Origin of the sequence: Photorhabdus hainanensis (genome assembly GCF_018448965.1) — a bacterium.
Taxonomy (GTDB): domain Bacteria; phylum Pseudomonadota; class Gammaproteobacteria; order Enterobacterales; family Enterobacteriaceae; genus Photorhabdus; species Photorhabdus akhurstii.
The window spans coordinates 1-18082 of the sequence record NZ_RCWD01000017.1 but is presented as its reverse complement, the minus strand read 5'-3'; the positions used below and the strand labels follow the sequence as shown (position 1 = coordinate 18082).

Annotated in this window: 16 protein-coding genes and 1 pseudogene; 4 read left to right on the top strand and 13 right to left on the bottom strand. The window is 45.2% G+C overall.

Annotated features, from left to right (window positions below; translation table 11 throughout):
- Window positions 1–520: 520 nt before the first annotated feature.
- From EAE92_RS12135 to astC, 6 genes are all read right to left on the bottom strand, one after another.
- The gene (locus EAE92_RS12135; RefSeq protein WP_214068271.1) at window positions 521–1975 is read right to left on the bottom strand and encodes an amino acid permease; all 1455 of its coding nucleotides are present in this window, start codon (window positions 1973–1975) and stop codon (window positions 521–523) included.
- A gap of 94 nt (window positions 1976–2069) precedes the next feature.
- Window positions 2070–3056: a succinylglutamate desuccinylase gene (gene astE, locus EAE92_RS12130; RefSeq protein WP_214068270.1), complete on the bottom strand. Its 987-nt coding sequence runs from the start codon at window positions 3054–3056 to the stop codon at window positions 2070–2072.
- Window positions 3057–3068: 12 nt separating this feature from the next.
- On the bottom strand, window positions 3069–4412 hold the full coding sequence (astB, locus tag EAE92_RS12125; protein WP_214068269.1) for an N-succinylarginine dihydrolase: 1344 nt from the start codon (window positions 4410–4412) through the stop codon (window positions 3069–3071).
- 49 nt (window positions 4413–4461) lie between these two features.
- Window positions 4462–5937 (bottom strand): succinylglutamate-semialdehyde dehydrogenase, encoded by a 1476-nt coding sequence (astD, locus tag EAE92_RS12120; protein ID WP_214068268.1) that lies wholly within the window; start codon window positions 5935–5937, stop codon window positions 4462–4464.
- A gap of 2 nt (window positions 5938–5939) precedes the next feature.
- Window positions 5940–6971 (bottom strand): arginine N-succinyltransferase, encoded by a 1032-nt coding sequence (gene astA / locus EAE92_RS12115; protein ID WP_036811963.1) that lies wholly within the window; start codon window positions 6969–6971, stop codon window positions 5940–5942.
- A gap of 41 nt (window positions 6972–7012) precedes the next feature.
- Window positions 7013–8221, bottom strand: a complete 1209-nt coding sequence (astC, locus tag EAE92_RS12110; protein WP_214068267.1) for an aspartate aminotransferase family protein — start codon at window positions 8219–8221, stop codon at window positions 7013–7015.
- Between the two features lie 1516 nt (window positions 8222–9737).
- Here astC and EAE92_RS12105 point away from each other — a divergent pair.
- Window positions 9738–10478, top strand: a complete 741-nt coding sequence (locus EAE92_RS12105) for an SDR family NAD(P)-dependent oxidoreductase (protein WP_214068266.1) — start codon at window positions 9738–9740, stop codon at window positions 10476–10478.
- Between the two features lie 225 nt (window positions 10479–10703).
- Here the strand turns inward: EAE92_RS12105 and EAE92_RS12100 are convergent, their stop codons facing one another.
- Both EAE92_RS12100 and EAE92_RS12095 read right to left on the bottom strand, forming a co-directional pair.
- On the bottom strand, window positions 10704–11723 hold the full coding sequence (locus EAE92_RS12100) for an alpha/beta hydrolase (RefSeq protein WP_214068265.1): 1020 nt from the start codon (window positions 11721–11723) through the stop codon (window positions 10704–10706).
- A 64-nt stretch (window positions 11724–11787) separates the two neighbouring features.
- Window positions 11788–12999, bottom strand: a complete 1212-nt coding sequence (locus tag EAE92_RS12095) for an MFS transporter (protein WP_214068264.1) — start codon at window positions 12997–12999, stop codon at window positions 11788–11790.
- A gap of 169 nt (window positions 13000–13168) precedes the next feature.
- On the opposite strand from EAE92_RS12095, the gene EAE92_RS12090 reads away from it, so the two are divergent.
- Window positions 13169–14047: a LysR family transcriptional regulator gene (locus EAE92_RS12090; protein WP_214068263.1), complete on the top strand. Its 879-nt coding sequence runs from the start codon at window positions 13169–13171 to the stop codon at window positions 14045–14047.
- Between the two features lie 207 nt (window positions 14048–14254).
- Here the strand turns inward: EAE92_RS12090 and tnpB are convergent.
- A pseudogene (gene tnpB / locus EAE92_RS12085) lies at window positions 14255–14458 on the bottom strand (IS66 family insertion sequence element accessory protein TnpB); the annotation flags it as partial.
- Window positions 14452–14754 carry an IS66 family insertion sequence element accessory protein TnpA gene (tnpA, locus tag EAE92_RS12080; RefSeq protein WP_246545159.1) on the bottom strand — a complete coding sequence of 101 codons (303 nt, stop codon included), beginning with the start codon at window positions 14752–14754 and terminating at the stop codon, window positions 14452–14454. The pseudogene tnpB and the gene tnpA, both read right to left, overlap by 7 nt.
- A 112-nt stretch (window positions 14755–14866) precedes the next feature.
- On the opposite strand from tnpA, the gene EAE92_RS12075 reads away from it, so the two are divergent.
- On the top strand, window positions 14867–15034 hold the full coding sequence (locus EAE92_RS12075; protein WP_214068326.1) for a DUF7706 family protein: 168 nt from the start codon (window positions 14867–14869) through the stop codon (window positions 15032–15034).
- Window positions 15035–15298: 264 nt separating this feature from the next.
- Here the strand turns inward: EAE92_RS12075 and EAE92_RS12070 are convergent, their stop codons facing one another.
- Together EAE92_RS12070 and EAE92_RS12065 are read right to left on the bottom strand one after the other, a co-directional pair.
- On the bottom strand, window positions 15299–15826 hold the full coding sequence (locus EAE92_RS12070; RefSeq protein ID WP_214068262.1) for an SMI1/KNR4 family protein: 528 nt from the start codon (window positions 15824–15826) through the stop codon (window positions 15299–15301).
- 3 nt (window positions 15827–15829) lie between these two features.
- Window positions 15830–16660 (bottom strand): RHS repeat-associated core domain-containing protein, encoded by an 831-nt coding sequence (locus EAE92_RS12065; protein ID WP_281422778.1) that lies wholly within the window; start codon window positions 16658–16660, stop codon window positions 15830–15832.
- Between the two features lie 28 nt (window positions 16661–16688).
- Between EAE92_RS12065 and EAE92_RS24595 the strand changes: the two genes are divergently transcribed.
- Window positions 16689–16985, top strand: a complete 297-nt coding sequence (locus EAE92_RS24595) for a SymE family type I addiction module toxin (protein WP_339959377.1) — start codon at window positions 16689–16691, stop codon at window positions 16983–16985.
- Here EAE92_RS24595 and tnpC read toward each other — a convergent pair.
- Window positions 16899–18082 (bottom strand): IS66 family transposase (gene tnpC, locus EAE92_RS12055; RefSeq protein WP_214068261.1); only part of this gene is annotated, 1184 nt, incomplete at its 5' end. The two genes, EAE92_RS24595 and tnpC, sit on opposite strands and share 87 nt — an antisense overlap.

Sequence of the window (18082 nt, the reverse complement as noted above, 5' to 3'; positions counted from 1 at the left end):
ATATTAATTATTAAATCCACGCCCTGTACTATTTAATATACACTCACAGCCAGGATTAATGTTGTATATCCTTGCCTCGTAGAGACCAAAGGCATTAACTAAAACGGTCAACGATTCAAAATAAATTAAAAAATTTGACGAAAAACAAAATAAAGCATCAATAAATTTAATTTAAAATTTAATAAAAGCACCGAGATCATGAATATCCAATGCTAGATTCGACTAATAATGCACGTAGCATGGAAGCCTATTTGGCATTGAAGGGACTAAACACTTAGCAGATGAAAACTAATGGACTTAACAAATTCTCAATTGGAAATAGGTCAAAAGAAATAACGCAACTTTGCCTAAAATATCTGCAAAGGCAAGCCACTGCTCGCAAACGATTTGATTATCACCTGAGGTAATTGTTTGATATCCGTTGAATATCGTACAATCAAATGAGCCGTTTCGGCTAATATGAGATCACCATTGAAGCCATTTTTCTATCTGCTTCAATTCATTATTTCTTCATTTCTGTCTATGAACGAAAACTCTCTTTTGATATCTGATAACGTTGTTCTTCCTGTGCCTCATTTCTCTTTTTTACGCGCCATAAAATACTTAACAAAATAAACCATAAAGGCGTGACACAAAGTGCGACCAATGTATCCGGGTCAAAAACCATTACCACTATGGTAAAGATGAAAAAGGTCAGGGTTATCCAAGTCATTAACATCCCCAAAGGCATCTTAAATATTGAACGTTTATGCACATCAGGGCAATTCTTACGATAAACCAAATAGGCAATCAAAATCACACACCAGCTATAAATCACCATAATCGAAGCAACGGTGGATACAATAGTAAACAACTGCATGACATTCGGTATAATAAATAAAAGCGACGTACCAATCACCATACAGAAACAAGAAAACATCAGGCTATGTACAGGAATTGCGGTACTGCGGGAGAGAATTTTAAATTTCCGGTGGGCATTCTTTTCTGTTGATAAGCCATAAAGCATACGTGTACAAGCATATAATCCACTATTAGCAGAGGACATTGCCGATGTTAACACAACAAAATTAACCACTGCGGCGGCGGCAGGCAGACCAGCCAAGGCAAATAGCGTCACAAAAGGGCTGATTTCCGCTGAAATTCTCCCCCAGGAAGTGACAGCAATGATGCTTAACATGGAGAAAATATAGAAAATAATAATTCTTATCGGGATATTATTAATGGCTTTCGGCAATATCTTTTCCGGATCTTTGGTTTCTGCCGTCATCGTGCCAACTAACTCAACACCGGTAAAAGAAAAAATCGCTATTTGGAAACCAGCAAAAAAACCAAAAATACCATTTGGCAGAAATACCGATGGATCAGTTAAATTATTCACAGAAGCGATCATACCATCCGGTGATTGCCAACCTACCATCACCATACCAACACCAATAATAATCAGCGCTAAAATCGCAATGACTTTAATCATAGCGAACCAGAATTCAGCTTCGCCAAATAAGCGGACAGAAAGAAGATTACAAGTACCCAGCAAACCTAACGTTATAAATGCGGGCACCCAAAGAGAGACACCGGGAAACCAATATTGAATGTAGCCGCCGCATACAACAACATCAGCAATACAAGAGACAATCCAACTCATCCAATAAGTCCAGCCGAGAAAAAAACTGGCTTTGGCGCCTAAATAATCGGAGACGAAATCAGCAAAAGAACGATAATTCAATTTAGTCAGGAGCAATTCCCCCATTGCCCGCATTACCATATAGACAAAAAAACCAACAATCGCATAGGTAATAATAATCGATGTACCCGATACGGCAATGGTTTTTCCTGATCCCATAAATAAACCTGTGCCAATAGCACCACCAATGGAAATCAATTGAATATGACGCGCACTCAGCCCTCTATGAAGCGTTTGTGTATCAGCAAATTTCTCTGCCGAAAGGTTTTGTTGAGTTTTATTGTTTTTTATCATGATAATACCCGTCCGTCATTAAAGAAGCAGTTGACTGCCAAATCTTCCCAAATAAGAAGTTACCACGGCTTCAGGAAGAAATTAGAGTAATATCTTATTTAATTATTTTTTCATTTAAAGCAAGTAACAATCCCGCCCTTAATCCATTAGCTACCTCAGAATTAGGAAATAAAATAAACTTCGCCGGAAATTTAATTTTCCAATGACGATCATGTTGGCTGGCGATTTCAAATCCTTCTGGCAATTCAGTAAAATTCAAAGTATCCGTGGGTATATGAAGCTGAAAACTATTATCACTCTTAATAATAGAGTCAATCACCTGATAATGTTTCAACTCAGATTTAATACGTGCTGTTATTGGTAATAAAGAAATTAAATTATAAAGGGCATCGGTAATTTTTTGAAATCTGGTTAAATCATTTTCCCCAAAAGACATTGCTTTACCCATTTCCATCGTACAGCTATCCGCCCCAAACTTTTCACTCAGAAAATGGCTGAAAGTCCCGGCTTTCTCACGATGGTAAACCAGTGCATCAATATCGCTGTCATGCAACCATTGCATAAATTCAGCGGAAAAGGGACGGCTCTTAGCAGGCAACAAGGCAAATTGTTCATGGTGAGAAGCGCGGATAGCGGTATGCAGATCAATATGCCAGCGAATATTTGTCGACGACACCGAAGGTTCAGCAAAAAAACGACTCACGACATCTTCAAGTTCAGCCGCGCGCGATCGCTCATCTCCCTGCGGGAAATCCAGATAACGGCCACTAAACATGCGATTCAAATCATGCTGTAAATAACGTCGATTCGCCCGTATCGCAGGCAAATTACCGAAGATGATCAACAAGTTATTTTTTAGTGTTAACGTACCATCCGCCAACTGCGCGAGTAACTGAATCAATATTTCAATGGGCGCGGTTTCATTACCGTGAATACCGGCAGAAATCACCAGAGACCGATTTTCTCCCTCATGGGGAATCAATTGTAGTACCCCTTCTGCCAACCAATGTGCGCTCATTGTTTCTGGAAATGTCAGGTGGTCGGCAAGTTTTTTTTCAAGCAATAACGTTAACAGATCCATATCTGCTCCAATTTAGCGCTGAAATTCATAGATCGACCCTAAATTCAGGATCTGCGTTAGCTCATCCAGAGCGGTATAAACTTCACGAAGTAACTGAGGATCAACCAAATCACCGGCGCATAATTCGTCACGATAATGGCGCGTTATCCATTCGGTCAGGCGATCGTAGAGCGGCGTATTCAACAATGTTGCGGGATTGACAGCACGAAATTCAGCCTCGTTGAGTACCACCCTCAGACGCAAACAAGCCGGTCCGCCGCCATTGCGCATGCTTTCCCGCAGATCAAAAACACAAACTTCATTAATCGGTGAAGAGGATTGCGCAATCAGCGACTGTAAATAGCTCCAAACAACAGCGTTTTGACGGCACTCTTCAGGAACAACGATCACCATCTTTCCGTCAGTTTTACTCAACAATTGACTATTAAAAAGATAGGAATTAACGGCCTCTTTAATGCTTACTTGCTCAGACGGCACCTCAATTGAGACAAAATCCTGTCCCAACACCGCCAGTTTCTGTTTAATTTCAGCCAACGCCTGAGATTGATGAAGATAAGCATGTTGATGATGAAAAAGGACATTTCGGTTGCTGACCGCAATCACATCGTTGTGGAAAACACCACTGTCAATGGCGACCGGGTTTTGCTGGACAAAAACGGTTTGCGCCGGATTAAGTTGATGCAGTCGGGCAATCGCTTCACTGGCTTCCAATGTTTGCCGCGCCGGATAATGTTTGGGCGCCGGGCCGCCGCGAAATGCGCTACGGCCATAAACAAACACCTGTACGCCGGGCGTATCATAATCGCCGCCAAAGCGATTATGGTTTGCCGCCCCTTCATCACCAAAATCTTCATGTTGTGGAAGAGCCTGGTGATGGACAAAATAGTTTTGATCAGCAAACGTGGCTTTTAACGCGGCGGCTGTCGTTTCCACTTCCAGCGAACGGTGCAATTTGTTATTTAAATTTGCTACCGTGAAATGAACTCGCCGATCAGCGCTATCCGCCGAAGGCGACACGGTTGCCGCATTTGCCGTCCACATTGATGAAGCAGAACTCAGTTTTGATAATAACACCGGAGAATATTTGGCCGCTTTATGAAGTATCTGCTCATCACTGCCGACAAAACCTAAATTACGTAAGGCAGGGATATTAGGGCGTTGTTGCGGAGGAAGCACTCCCTGAATAAACCCCGCATCAGCCAGCGCTTTCATTTTCATCACACCTTGCAGCGCGGCTTTACGCGGGTTAGATACGCTATCCTTATTATTAATCGAAGCCTTATTACCCACAGAAAGCCCCGCATAATGATGGGTCAGGCCGACCAACCCATCAAAATTCGCTTCAAAACCAGCCATAAATCCCTCTGAAAAAATTGTATAAATTAAAACCTATTCCGTTAAACGGTTAATCAGGGAAGCAGATCCCCGGCGCAAGCGTTTCAGGTAAAGTAAGTTCGTCGGCAACTAAAGATGCCATCGGCCAGGCACAATAATCGGCAGCATAATAAGCACTAGGTCGGTAGTTTCCTGACGCGCCAATGCCGCCGAAAGGCGCTTTACTGGAAGCCCCGGTTAACGGCTTATTCCAGTTCACAATGCCCGCTCTGGCATCTTCTGACAGGCGCTGGAACAAAGCAGCATCCGGCGAAATTAAACCGACCGCCAGCCCAAATCGGGTGTTGTTGGCGATTGCCAACGCTTCATCAAATGTGTCATAACGCATAAGCATGAGCAGCGGCCCGAAATACTCTTCATCAGGAACCTCAGCGATTTGGCTAACATCAATAATTCCGGGGGTCAGAAACGTTGATTGCGGCTGACATTGCTCCAGCGAGACCAAAGAGATCCCCCCTAGTTTTTGCAACCGATCTTGAGCTTCCAATAGATTTTGCACAGCCTGTAGAGAAATGACTCCACCGATAAACGGCTGAGGTTGGGCATCCCAATGAGATGGCACGATCCGCTCTGTCACCTCCACCAGACGCTTAATCACCGCGTCTCCGTGCACGCCATTTTTCACCAACAATCTGCGAGCGCAAGTGCAACGTTGACCGGCTGAGATAAATGCTGATTGCACAATGGTGTAAACCGCGGCATCAATATCGTCGCAACCATCGACGATCAATGCATTATTTCCCCCCATTTCAAGCGCCAACATCTTCTCTGGCTGACCGCCAAGCACGCGGTGAAAGTGAAAGCCGGTGTTGGCGCTCCCCGTGAACAGCACGCCATCAATCTGCTTATCCTCCAGCAATGCTGTCCCGGTACTGCGCGCTCCCTGAACCAGATTGAGCACACCGGCGGGCAAACCCGCTTTTTCCCACAGTTTCACCGTCTCTTCCGCGGTTATCGGCGTCAATTCACTCGGTTTAAACACCAGCGTATTACCCGCAATAAGCGCAGGAATAATATGACCATTAGGCAAATGTCCGGGAAAGTTATACGGACCAAAAATCGCCATCACACCGTGAGGACGATGACGCAGTAAAGCACGGCCGTCGGGCATAATCGTTTCTGACTCACCGGTACGCTGTTCCCACGCTTCGATAGAAATAGCCGCTTTACCTATCATAGATTGTATTTCAGTCCGCGTTTCCCATAACGGTTTACTGGTTTCCTGACTGATAACACGAGCGAGCGTCTCTTTCTCCTCATTCAGTAAAGCCGCAAACGTCTGAACGACTTTAATCCGCTCACTGGCGGGCAAATGCGACCAGACATAAAACGCCTCGCGGGCAGCATGACAAGCGGCTCTGACCTGAGAAACATCAGCGCTGTTAGCTTGCCACAGAATCTGTTGATCTATTGGAGAAAATTTAGTTATTAACTCACCCTGCCCCTCAATCCATCTTCCCCCAATGTAATGTGCTTTATAATTCATGTTTAATTTTCCTTTGGAAAGAGACTAACCAGTCGAACCTGCTCCCCATCGCTTACTTGAAGCGCATCCATCTCAGCGGTTGTTAAAAACAGTTCATTACTGTCACACGCCACATTTAATAAAAGCGCTCGGAATTCACTAAACTGCTGATTGGCAACGATGCAAGAAACACCATCATCTCTGGTCACTGACGCGGCTTTACTAACAGGAACGAGGCGGCTCTCTTTTACCGCGCGTATCCGGTCAATCTCAGCCTGTAATAAAGCGCCGCCATCAAAAATATCGATATGGCCTTGATAGGCAAGACCTTCTTTTTCAAGAATGGCCCGCGCAGGTACAGTTTTTTCATGGACCTGCCCAATCACCTTCTGAGCCTCAGCCGATAATAAGGAGATATAAATAGGGTGAAGGGGCATTAGCTCCGCAATAAAGGTTTTCGATCCAATACCGGTTAAGTAATCTGCCTGAGAAAAAGGAATACCAAAAAAATGTTGTCCCAATGAATTCCAGAAAGGGGAATTTCCTTGCTCATCTGCAACCCCTCGCATTTCAGCGAATATAATTTTAGAAAAAATATCCCTAAATGCAGCGATAAAAAGAAAACGAGCTTTGGAGAGAAATGTTCCATTTTTCCCCTTCTGATATTCTGGATCGAGAAACAAGGTACACAACTCACTGTTACCGGTCTGATCTTGCTCCAAAGTTAACGCTTCAATAGATTTATAAATCCCCAATTCACGTGATGAGCGAACGGTTTTTTGTACCCGAAAGTTATAAAACGGCTCTTCCAGCCCAACCGCCACTTCGATGGCGCTGACGCCCGCCACCCGATTCACACTGGTATCTTCCAGCACAAAAAGGAATCCCTGTTGAGCCCTGGACAGTTTTCCATCAAAAGTATCAACGCTACGCGCAATACGTGAGCGTAATTGCTCCAGATTATTGGGAAAAGATGTCAAACCTATACCAGCGCGTTGAGATAAAGACTGAACCCCATTTAAGTCACTATGCCGGACAGCTCGGAAAAGCATCATAACGTCACCTTCAACTTACTATTAACCTATAAACCTTACTATTAACCGACAAACCGCATGATGGCGCTTTCAAGACGAACCAAACCTTCATCGATATCAGCAAAATCGATATTTAATGCCGGCGCAAAGCGCAATACATCTGGACCCGCGATCAAGGCAATTAACCCCTCCTCTGCGGCCAAATTAGTCAATTGCTTCGCCTTACCCTGCCAAGCCTTATCCAATTCAGCGCCTAAAAGCAGCCCTTTACCGCGCAAACAACTGAATATTTGGTGACGCTGATTCAGTTTCGACAATTTATCCATGAAGTAATCATGACGTTGCAAAACGCCGGTGAGCAGTTCCGGCTGATTAACAATGGAAAGCACCTTATTGGCAACCGCCGCCGCCAAAGGATTACCGCCAAATGTGGTACCATGCGTTCCTGGTTGAAAAGCCGCTGCAATATGTTGTTTTGTTAACATGGCGCCGATAGGAAAGCCGCCGCCGAGACCTTTAGCACTGGTAAGAATATCAGGCTCAACACCATATTCCTGATAAGCATAAAGATACCCTGTACGACCTACCCCAGTTTGAACTTCATCAAAAATAAGCAACGCCTGAAAACGATCACACAAAGTACGTAATTCCTGCAAGAACGCAGGATCTGCGGGAATAACACCGGCCTCACCGATAATAGGCTCGACAATAACCGCACAGGTATTTTCAGAAATGTGTTCTTTAATTGCCGATAAATCATTATAAGGAAGATGGGTAATTCCTTGCGGCAGGGGAGCATAATCTTGTGAATATTTTGGCTGCCCGCCTACTGTAACGGTAAATAATGTTCTCCCATGAAAAGAATCTTTAAACGAAATAATTTCACTTTTATTTTTTCCATATTTATCAGAGGCATATTTTCTGGCTAACTTTAATGCTGCCTCGTTAGCTTCCGCTCCTGAATTACAGAAAAATGCTTTATCAGCAAAAGTACCTTCCACGAGTTTTTTTGCTAATTTTAGGACAGGTTCATTGGTGTAACCATTACCTATATGCCACATTTTCTCAATCTGAGAAATTAACTCATCCTTTAACTCAGGATGTGCATGCCCCAATGAATTAACGGCAATTCCACCTGCAAAATCGATATATTCCTTACCATCCTGATCCCATACTTTCGAACCTTTGGCCCGAACAGGTATAAACTTGGCAGGAGAGAAACAAGGAACCATATAGTGATCAAACCAACTTCTCTGAATGTTTTCCAACATAGATCATTTCCCCTTAAAATAGAGAGTACACGGACGAAAGAAAGTAATATACCCCGCATCATTTTTCGTCTCACACTTACACAACTTATTAATGTATGCCGAGGAAAAGGTTTACCAAACTGAAACCTAAAAATCCTTAAAAATAATAGAATTACAGGATATTTTTAATATTATTCTTATTAACTCCATGACTATTCCCAAAAATAGTTGCACAGCCACTAGACAGATACTGTTGCCCGCCCTTAACAAAGTCAACACAAGTTAGATACAAAAAAAACACTTTTTGATCTCGTTCAAAATTCCAAAAAGTATTTTTATGCACAATTTATGAATAAAAAGCGAATAAAAAGTGCATAAATTAAATCTACTACATATAGATGAAACGAATAAATAAATAATTATTCATTAATAACGCTAGAAATTTATTTACTTAAATGCAAAATAAAATTTGACGTAATTTAACTTTTAAAAACCAGAGTAAACCGATAACCCAAAACAACAAAAGAAGTGAACAATCTGACAATAATTTAATGTAGAATTAACTATCCAGTTAAGAAAATTGACTATATCTAAATGCTCTTAAATTTCAGACAACAACAATACTCCTGCCCATTGAGATTATTTTTCACAAATTGACTTTATTGTACCTTACCTCAATGATTTACTTAGATTAGAGAAACAGGTAAAGTCTTTTCAAGTGAAAACTATTCAATAGCGATTATCACTTTCCTCAATCTTGCTTTTACATAGGAAAAACTCGATAACCAATTCATACCGAATGATCACGTCATCGTTAAACAATTAATTATTTCTTAATATATTAATATTACAAAACATCTCTATCACAACCGATTACCAATTCCCTATTCAGAAACTTAAACTAATTACTTTACCAACTTGATAAAGAATTGATATACGGTACTGCTTTACGATTGAAACAACAGATATAATCTTTACCATCAATTTATCACTCTAAATAAGAAACCTCATTTAATTCCCTGCAATTTTTATTGGCAAACACATAACTGCATTATTAAAAGCAGAATCGTTATCTACATTTATTATATGTGAGTGTTAAATTACGTTATATTTTATTTTCTTCATACTAATATCCAACTGACATTATTTAAATAATTAAATATTTTGAAATACAAAATAAAAACCTTATATTTAATTATGAAAAATTTTATTTTGTCAAACACTAGTAAAATTAGCCATCTATTCTAAACAATAGATATAACATTAACTCAAAATGCGACTTATTCAATATTTACAAAATCATTTAAATACTCCAAATCATACAAAATATAAAATCAAGTTGAAAAATAATTTATTAGGCATTACTTTGCAAAAGTAAAATAATATCGTTAACGTAAATAGAAAAAAATACCAATACAAGCTAAAACTAATGTGATCACTTATTAAAAATGCTGGATTACCTGAATCGATTAGGATATGTCACAGACTGTCAAGGATAGTATGAACTTATTCCGCATCATTTATAGGAGTAGAATATATGGCTTTAGATTTTAACAATAGAGTGGCAATTGTTACCGGTGGCGCTATGGGTATTGGAGCTGCAATCTGTCGCAGACTGGCTGCAAACGGCGCAAACGTTGTCGTTGCCGATATCGACGGCGACGCAGCTCAGGCTCTTGCCAATGACCTCGATAATGCTATCGCCATTCAACTTGACGTCTCCCAAGCGTCCGAGGTAGAGCGTTTAGTGGCTCAAACGATAGAGACCTTTGGGGCGCTACACCTGGCAGTCAACAACGCAGGGATCGCCGGCTCGTTCCACCGGACTGTAGACTATCCATTGGATGACTGGCATCAGGTCATCAATATCAACATGCATAGTGTCCTGTACTCGATGAAGTACGAGATTCCCGCGATGTTGGCTTCCGGCGGTGGTGCGATTGTTAACATGGCCTCGGCCGCAAGTAGTGTTGGTCTCGCCAACTCAATTGCATACGTAGCAGCCAAGCATGCATTGCTAGGCATGACAAAGACCGCCGCGCTAGAATACGCGACGCAAGGAATCCGGATCAACGCTGTCGGGCCTGGTTACATCGACACACCATTGATGTCCAGGCTCGGCGCCGATGTAGTCCAAAAAGCTACCAAACGCCATCCTGTCGGCCGCCTCGGAACGCCAGATGAAGTCGCTGCACTAGTTTGCTTCCTGCTATCTCAGGATGCCTCTTTTATTACCGGTAGTTACCACCTCGTTGACGGTGGATATACCGCACGTTGATCTCTTTATAACTTAGATTTTAGCGGAGCATCATCATTCAGCTCTGAGCCATATTAAAACCGGGCAAAGCAGACAGTAGCCTCCTCTAGGCGCAATACGGCTGATATACTCCACATAGTTGATGCCTGTTATAAAAAGGGTATTCAGGCCGCTGACGAACCTCGCTATTTTAAACGCGATTTATCAGCGGTCTGGAACTAAAGGCGCCTTTAGTTTGTTATTATCTTATTTCAAGTTGTGAGTGAAAAATGATGTAATCTTGTCAAATGGAATGAATTTCGTCCGATCATATAAGTCCACATGCAATGCGTCGGAAACAATGTAAAGTTCCTTAGGCTCAGCCGCCAATTTGTAAGCATCCTCGCTGAAGTAACGAGAATTAGCTTTCTCTCCCGCAATGAACAGAATCGGACGGGGCGAGATTGCCTCTATTTGAGAGAATGGAAAGAAATTCATTAATGCCGGGTTGCTGGTCAGAGACATTGCTGTTGTTGAACGAGGATGGCGTCCCCTCGGCGTCCGGTAGTAATCATAGAACTCGCGAGCTACAGCGGGTGACTCGGCGGTAATTTCTTCCGGAGTCCCGATAACATAGCGTTTTTGCCCACCTTCAAATTCGACGTAGCGTTGCTGGGCAATGTCTTCAAGTGCTTTGATCCTATCCTCTTTGGTCATTGTGTCCCCCAATCCCTGACGGCGATCCCGGCCCATATCATACATACTGATAGTCACTATGGCCTTCATCCGAGGATCGACAGCCGCAGCACTGAGTGCAAACCCTCCGCTCCCGCAGATACCAATGACACCAATGCGATTTCTGTCAACAAATGAGCGGGTGCCAATAAAGTCAACAGCAGCACTGAAATCTTCCACAAAAGCTTCTGGGGAGGCAATCGAACGAGGTTCACCGCCGCTCTCGCCGTTATAAGATGCATCCCAAGCCAGAGTGACAAAACCACGCTCTGCCATTGTCTGGGCGTATAAACCCGAACTCTGCTCTTTGACGCCTCCAAAAGGATGACCAACAATAATGGCCGGGTGCTTTTTCGACATATCCAAGTTTCTTGGAATATACATATCGGCAACCAGATTAATTCCCAGACGGTTATAGAACGACACCTTCTGGTGGATTACCTTGTCACTTTGCGCAAATGTTTTATCCCAAGCCAGCGTATCCGCGGCAGATGCTACTGCCGATGTTGATAACATCGTACTCAAAACTATTGCTGAAACTATCTTTTTCATGTTCATATATTTGCCTTTAATGAAATATAAAAGTCAGTACATTTTTCTCTGCTATTGCCCATGTTTACCCATGAGCAATAACGTCTGGATGGGCTGAACGCTGCGCAGCCCAGGTAAAAATGGCAGATAACGACAGTAATACCGCGCCAAAGACGAAGGGGCTTTTCCAACCCATGACATCAAACATTGCTCCGCCGGAACTGGCTCCTAACGTAATAGCTAGCTGAATAGTCGCGACCATCAGGCCACCACCAACTTCCGCATCATCCGGCAGTGCGCGGCTCAACCAGAGTCCCCAGGCAACCGGCGCCGGCGTGGCGACTAATCCCCAAGTTGCCAGTAACGCCGCAACCGCTATGCCAGAATTTCCGAAAATGGTAAGGACTACCGCAACCACTGCCATCGCGAGAGGGATAGCAATCAGGTAGGCAAACAACCGTTTTTTTAATAACAATCCGATGAAATATGTTCCAACCAGACCGCTAGCACCCAACAGAAGGAACGTGAGGGATAATTCAGTCACACTGATGCCAGTAATCGTTTCCAGAAACGGCCGCAGATAGGTAAAAACAGCGAACTGCCCCATGAATAACAACATGATGCCAGCCATACCCAGAGCAACCTGCGCTCTCTTCAACAACCTGAATGGATTGACTACTTCATTTTTTTTACTGGCTTCCATCGCAGGAATCCCCCGCCATTGCCAGGCAAACGCCAGTATGGCAAGTGGGATTACCATAAAAAAGGCGCCTCGCCAGCCAATATACTGTCCCAAAAAGCTGCCTAACGGAGCTGCAATGGTCGCTGCCAGCGCATTGCCACCGTTTATCAGAGCCAGCCCTTTCGCAACAGAATCAGGTGGAAGCAGCCTCATCACGGTCGCCGTCGCCATTGACCAAAAACCACCAATGGCGATGCCCAATAAAGCCCGTCCGACCATGAACTCCACGTTACTAACGGCCAGTGTCACAATCACCCCGGATATTGTCAGAAGCAGCGTGAAACTCAGCAGCACTTTTTTCCGGTCGAACTTACCTGTCAGGGGAGTATTCAGCAGACTGGTCAGCACGGCAAAAAAGCCTGAAACTGAAATAGCCTGACCCACCTGCCCCTGGCTCATCTGCAAGTCCTGTGCGATTGGACTTAGCAAGCTGACGGGCATAAATTCTGACGCAATCAATACAACAACACAGAGAGCCATCGAAAAGACCGCTCCCCATGCAGGAGGCTGTGTTGAATGCGTGTATGGTCTTACATCAATATCAACAGTTTTCATTTTTCTCCGGCATTCATTTGATAGCAGAACGGAATGACGTGCTTTATGCATCCCAAACAACTATGACGATAATCAAACTCATGTAGATCTTAATTGCATAGTGTTTCTTTGATTAGACGCTATAATTAGCATGCTCTTGTGAGAAAAATTCAACAATTGAGGTTTCAGGATGGATGATCTGCAAGCATTTTTGTTAGTGGCAGAGGAGCAAAGTTTTACAAAGGCAGCGGCAAGAATGGGCGTCACGCCATCAGCACTCAGCCACACCATTAAAGCTCTGGAGGAAAGACTCGGGGTACGTTTATTAACCCGCACAACACGTAATGTCGCACCGACAGAAGCAGGGGAAAGATTATTACATTCTATTAGTCCTCTTTTTGAGCAGATTAACGCTGAAATTGAAAGATTGGGTGAACTTCGGGATAAACCTGCGGGTACAATTCGGATCACTTGCTCAGACGATGCGGCACAGATGATCCTGAGGCCCATGCTTGCCAAGTTTCTTGCCAGATATCCTGACATCAACGTGGAGGTCAATATCGATTACGGTTTCACGAATATTGTCAATGAGCGGTTTGATGCAGGAATCCGGCTTGGCGAAGCTATCAGCAAGGACATGATAGCAGTACGTCTTGGTCCAGATTGGCGCCTCTCCGTAGTTGGGACACCCGCCTATTTTGAGCGGCATCCAATTCCGCAATCTCCTCATGATCTGACAAACCATTGTTGTATTAATGCCCGTTATTCAGTTGTTGGCGGTGTTTACGTGTGGGAATTTGAGAAAGATGGCAGAAAGCTGAATATTCGGGTCAATGGGCAATTTACCTCAAATAGTACTATTCATCTTCTGAATAGCGCACTGGATGGTATAGGGCTGGCTTATGTTCCTGAATATTTAGCTAAACCCTACATTGCCGACGGGACGCTAAAAGAAGTCTTAGCAGACTGGTGCCCATATTTTCAGGGATTTCATCTTTATTATCCCAACCGGCGACAAGCTTCACCGGCTTTTATGGCTTTTGTGGAAGCCGTCAGGTATCACGTCTAGAGTAAATAAGCATAACTGTCTCCGGGGCGGAGATAGAAAAAATATCAACGGTTCTCTGGTAATAAAAGTAAGGCTCCGTCTCCAGCCGGATATCTTCTCGGGATAAAGTCGTCGGTAAAGGCTGTCGTTTGGGGCGGGCCGCCGGGGAGCTTCCGGGAGATGCAGGCGTGAGATCTGGGTCTCCAGCACCGCGATATCGGTATCGGCATGCAAACGGCGGATACACAACCAGACGCCGTGTCGGTCCCAGCGCAACACCTTGAGACGGGAGCGGGCCTTGTTGCAGAAAACAAAAGCGGCTTCGTCCTGCCAGCGCAAATTCAGTCCCTCGAGGTGTTGAGTCAGGGCATCAATGCCCCGACGCATGTCGACGGGCTCTCGCACCAGAAAGAGCTGTTGCGGTTTCAGCATCGGGCCAGTACCCGCGTCACGTCAGGCAACAGCGTCAATGGACAGGCGATGGTATAGCCGTCTGGGGTATGCAGGGTGACGGTGCGCGTGTCGTCAGGCTGGAGTGAAACCGGCAAGAGGGCGGGCAGTGTCTGGCTGAGAGGTTGGGGGATGTTGTTACTGTCGGCAATCCAGTCGCGGAAAGAGGAAAAACTCAGCTGATGCTGTTCGCAATACTGTTTTCGGGTCAGGCCACTGTGGCGCCATTGGGTCACATGGTGTTGTTTTTGCTCCGGGGTATATCGGCTACGGCTCATGGTGTCAGTCTCCAGGTGAAGATAAGGAAGCGGTAGCGTGCAGGGGCCAGAGGGGAAGAACAAGATGAGATGACCGGACATTTACAGAGCAGGGATTGAGCAGCTAAAGGAAGTGCACCTGAGCCATGACGAAGCAATGGCACTGGCGCAACTGGTTAAGCGGTTGAGCTGGGCAGAGATACGGGCCTGTGCGGTTGATGACACGGAAGCCTGGGTTATCAAGGCCGCGATAGGGCGGCTCCAGTCAGCACTGGCGTATCACGGGTATTCGCCACGGTAAGAAAGAAGTCAGCCGGAAGTGATTCCGGCTTTCTGCTGTTTCAGAGAAAAAACAGAATAAAATAGCCAAAATATAGCCTATGTATATATTTACTATGAATCTTATATTTTTCTGTATTATTCCTTTTTTTATCTTCTTATTTATTTTATATTTTCGTGATTTTAATTTATATATTTAATATATAAGGTCAACCCTGTAAAATATTTATTTTAAGTGTAAAAACAATAAAGCCGGAAAGATCACGGGGATCTTTCCGGCTTATTTTTAAATGCTAATAAATTCTATATTTTTAGAAGGAAAACCATCAGGGAATGACATGCATTTGACGTTTCTTGATAAAACACCTTCTAAAAAATCAATGAAATTTTCTTGCCTATATTCAACTTCTGGTGCCCTTGCCGCAATAATAGCAACATTCCATAAGTCACTATTATCTGACGATACAACCCAAAATATATAATCGCCGTTATCTGTAACTCCCATAGGAAGCAATCCATTAATATCGGGATAAAGAATAAACGGATAATAATCTGGATCAGATTCAACAAGGGACTGAAAATCTTCAATAATCCATTCTTTTTGCCTAAAAAAATTTAAATCATCATCTTCGCTAAATGGGTTAAATATAGTGATAAAATCAGCAATTCTACCTGTTCCATATTGGGTTATAAAATCAATATAGTCTTTAGGAAAAGAATACTGTTCATCTATTAACGGCCACGTTTTACCTTCACCATTTTCATTAGGATGAACAGGTAAGGGCAATAGATTCTTTAAGCTCTCTATACTCATTATTTATATTCCTAGAGGGTTAAGAACGGTGACATATTCAAAGAAGCCCCCTGAACCTTCGGCTTTCATTGTAATACCTGCTGGTATTCTGGATGGTCCCTTATAAATAGGAATAGAACTCATTTCAACAACTTCTCCTTGTTCTAAGGCTTTTCTTATTCTACCTTCGACTCCACTCATGACAGGAGTATTAGCAGGTCTTTGTTGAAGAGTAACCAGGTTCCTAACATCATCACCAGAACCACCTAATTGTCGTCCGAGCAAATGGCCCCTAGCTCTGTTAGAACCTTTTCCTGTAATAAATCCTGGCGGCTGTATATCGGGATTAGCGTGCGTACCCATATTAATATGACCTTTATCTAAAGTGGCATGAACTCCTGTAGGGCGCCCTAAATGATCTAATTCGCCATATTTAATACTATTAGGACATCCCGTCAATCCGAGCGGATCAATCCAGTTCGCCGGATTATGGACGTACGAATAAGGATTCAGGCCCCCATTTAGCCCTAGCGGATCAGGGCTGAGGTAGCACGCCGCTTCCGGCAAATAATAGCGGAACCGATTATAAAATAAACCACTTTCCTCATCAAAAAGTTGCCCGGCAAATCGGAGGCCCGGATCGAGCTGCGGATTCTCGCCGTGTCCGCCCAGCCGCAGCCCGTACAGGGACTGCTTCGGCCGCCGCCACACCCGCTTGCCTGTCGGGGCGCTGACCGCATATTGAGTCTGCACCTCCCCGGCCATCAGCTCCACCCGGTTGTCCAGATTAAGCGTGAACTGTTGCGTCTGCTGCGCTATCAGCTCCCAGCCGTCAAACACCAGATGGCGGATCATTTTCAGCCGGCCGTGCTGATACTCGCGGATTTCCGCCGGCACGTCGCCGTCCCACACGTGGCTGAGACAGGCGGGATTTAATACCGGCGGCCAGATTACGGTGAAGGTGATGGACGGCTGTCTGGTGCTCATTCCTGACAGTGAAGCTACGCAACAACAGCATCAGCAGTACCAGCGGCAACAGGGTAAGGCTCCGGTGAACTCACCTTGCATTGTCAGAGAACAACAAAATAGGATGTTAACTGAAGGGATTCTCAGGCCAGGGCAGCAGCTCATTCAATCGATTGTTTGGCCAGGAAGGCAGCCGGCTGAGGACATCACGTAACCAGACCCAGGGCTCATGTCCGTTGACTCTGGCGGTTTCCAACAGGCTCATTATCATGGCCGCCCGTTGCCCCGCGGCCAGTGAACCCGCAAAAAGCCAGTTCTTTCGGCCGACCGCCACACCCCGGACCGCATTCTCCGCCCGGTTGTTGTCTATCGCCACCCGGCCATCATCCAGATAACACACCAGCGCCGGCCAGCGCTTCAGCGTATAATCTATCGCTTTGCATAACCCGGAGTTGGGCGCCGTTTGGGCCTGAGTCGTCTGCAACCAGGTCCGGAACTCATTCAGCCACGGCCGGGCATAACGCTGCCGCCACTGACGCCGTTTATCCGGCGGCCGCTGTTTGATTTTTCGCTCCAGCTTGTACAGGTCGCGAATGCCATCCAGCGCCTGTTTCGCTACCGAACTTTGGCTCGCTTTATATTGGTCAAAGAATTTACGGCGGGCGTGGGCCCAGCAACCCGCTTCGGTGATATCCGCCCGGGCATGCAGCGCGTTGTAGCCGGCGTAGTCATCCGTGACAAGGTAGCCACCGGCCCATTCCTCCAGGAACCCCTGTGCATAACGGCCACTGCGGCCGGGATGCAGCTCATAGTACACTACCGCCGGCGAGGTCTCGGAGCCGGTGACATACGTCCACAGATAGGCGCGCTGGGTCTGGCCTTTTCCCGGGGCCAGTATCGGCAACGGCGTCTCATCGGCATGCAGCACCGGGGACGTCAGCAGTGTCTGCTTCAGGGCATCGGCCAACGGTTGCAACGCCAGAGCCACCTGCCCCACCCAGTCCGACAGGGTGCTGCGGGCCAGGGTCACGCCGCTGCGGGCATAGATTTGCTGCTGACGGTAGAGCGGCAGGTGGTCACGATATTTGGCCACCACCACCTGAGCCAGCAACCCCGGCTCCGGAAGGCCCTTTTCAATCAGCCGGGCGGGTTGGGCTTTGGCATGAATTCGCTGGCAGGCCGCACAGCTGTACTGCGGACAGACATAACGCCGGACAACAAACGTCGCGGGGCGATATTCCAGTCGCTCACTGACTTCATCACGCAAAAAGCGCAGGGCATGACCGCAATCCGGGCAGCTCTCCGTCTCCG

Excerpts from the sequence above, each read along its gene's own strand:
- EAE92_RS12070 (WP_214068262.1), bottom strand. The coding sequence starts at position 15,826 with ATGAGTATAGAGAGCTTAAAGAATCTATTGCCCTTACCTGTTCATCCT.
- EAE92_RS12065 (WP_281422778.1), bottom strand. The coding sequence starts at position 16,660 with ATGATCCGCCATCTGGTGTTTGACGGCTGGGAGCTGATAGCGCAGCAG.
- EAE92_RS12090 (WP_214068263.1), top strand. The coding sequence starts at position 13,169 with ATGGATGATCTGCAAGCATTTTTGTTAGTGGCAGAGGAGCAAAGTTTT.
- astE (WP_214068270.1), bottom strand. The coding sequence starts at position 3,056 with ATGGATCTGTTAACGTTATTGCTTGAAAAAAAACTTGCCGACCACCTG.
- astC (WP_214068267.1), bottom strand. The coding sequence starts at position 8,221 with ATGTTGGAAAACATTCAGAGAAGTTGGTTTGATCACTATATGGTTCCT.
- EAE92_RS12105 (WP_214068266.1), top strand. The coding sequence starts at position 9,738 with ATGGCTTTAGATTTTAACAATAGAGTGGCAATTGTTACCGGTGGCGCT.
- astB (WP_214068269.1), bottom strand. The coding sequence starts at position 4,412 with ATGGCTGGTTTTGAAGCGAATTTTGATGGGTTGGTCGGCCTGACCCAT.
- astD (WP_214068268.1), bottom strand. The coding sequence starts at position 5,937 with ATGAATTATAAAGCACATTACATTGGGGGAAGATGGATTGAGGGGCAG.
- EAE92_RS12100 (WP_214068265.1), bottom strand. The coding sequence starts at position 11,723 with ATGAAAAAGATAGTTTCAGCAATAGTTTTGAGTACGATGTTATCAACA.
- EAE92_RS12095 (WP_214068264.1), bottom strand. The coding sequence starts at position 12,999 with ATGAAAACTGTTGATATTGATGTAAGACCATACACGCATTCAACACAG.
- astA (WP_036811963.1), bottom strand. The coding sequence starts at position 6,971 with ATGATGCTTTTCCGAGCTGTCCGGCATAGTGACTTAAATGGGGTTCAG.
- EAE92_RS12135 (WP_214068271.1), bottom strand. The coding sequence starts at position 1,975 with ATGATAAAAAACAATAAAACTCAACAAAACCTTTCGGCAGAGAAATTT.
- tnpA (WP_246545159.1), bottom strand. The coding sequence starts at position 14,754 with ATGAGCCGTAGCCGATATACCCCGGAGCAAAAACAACACCATGTGACC.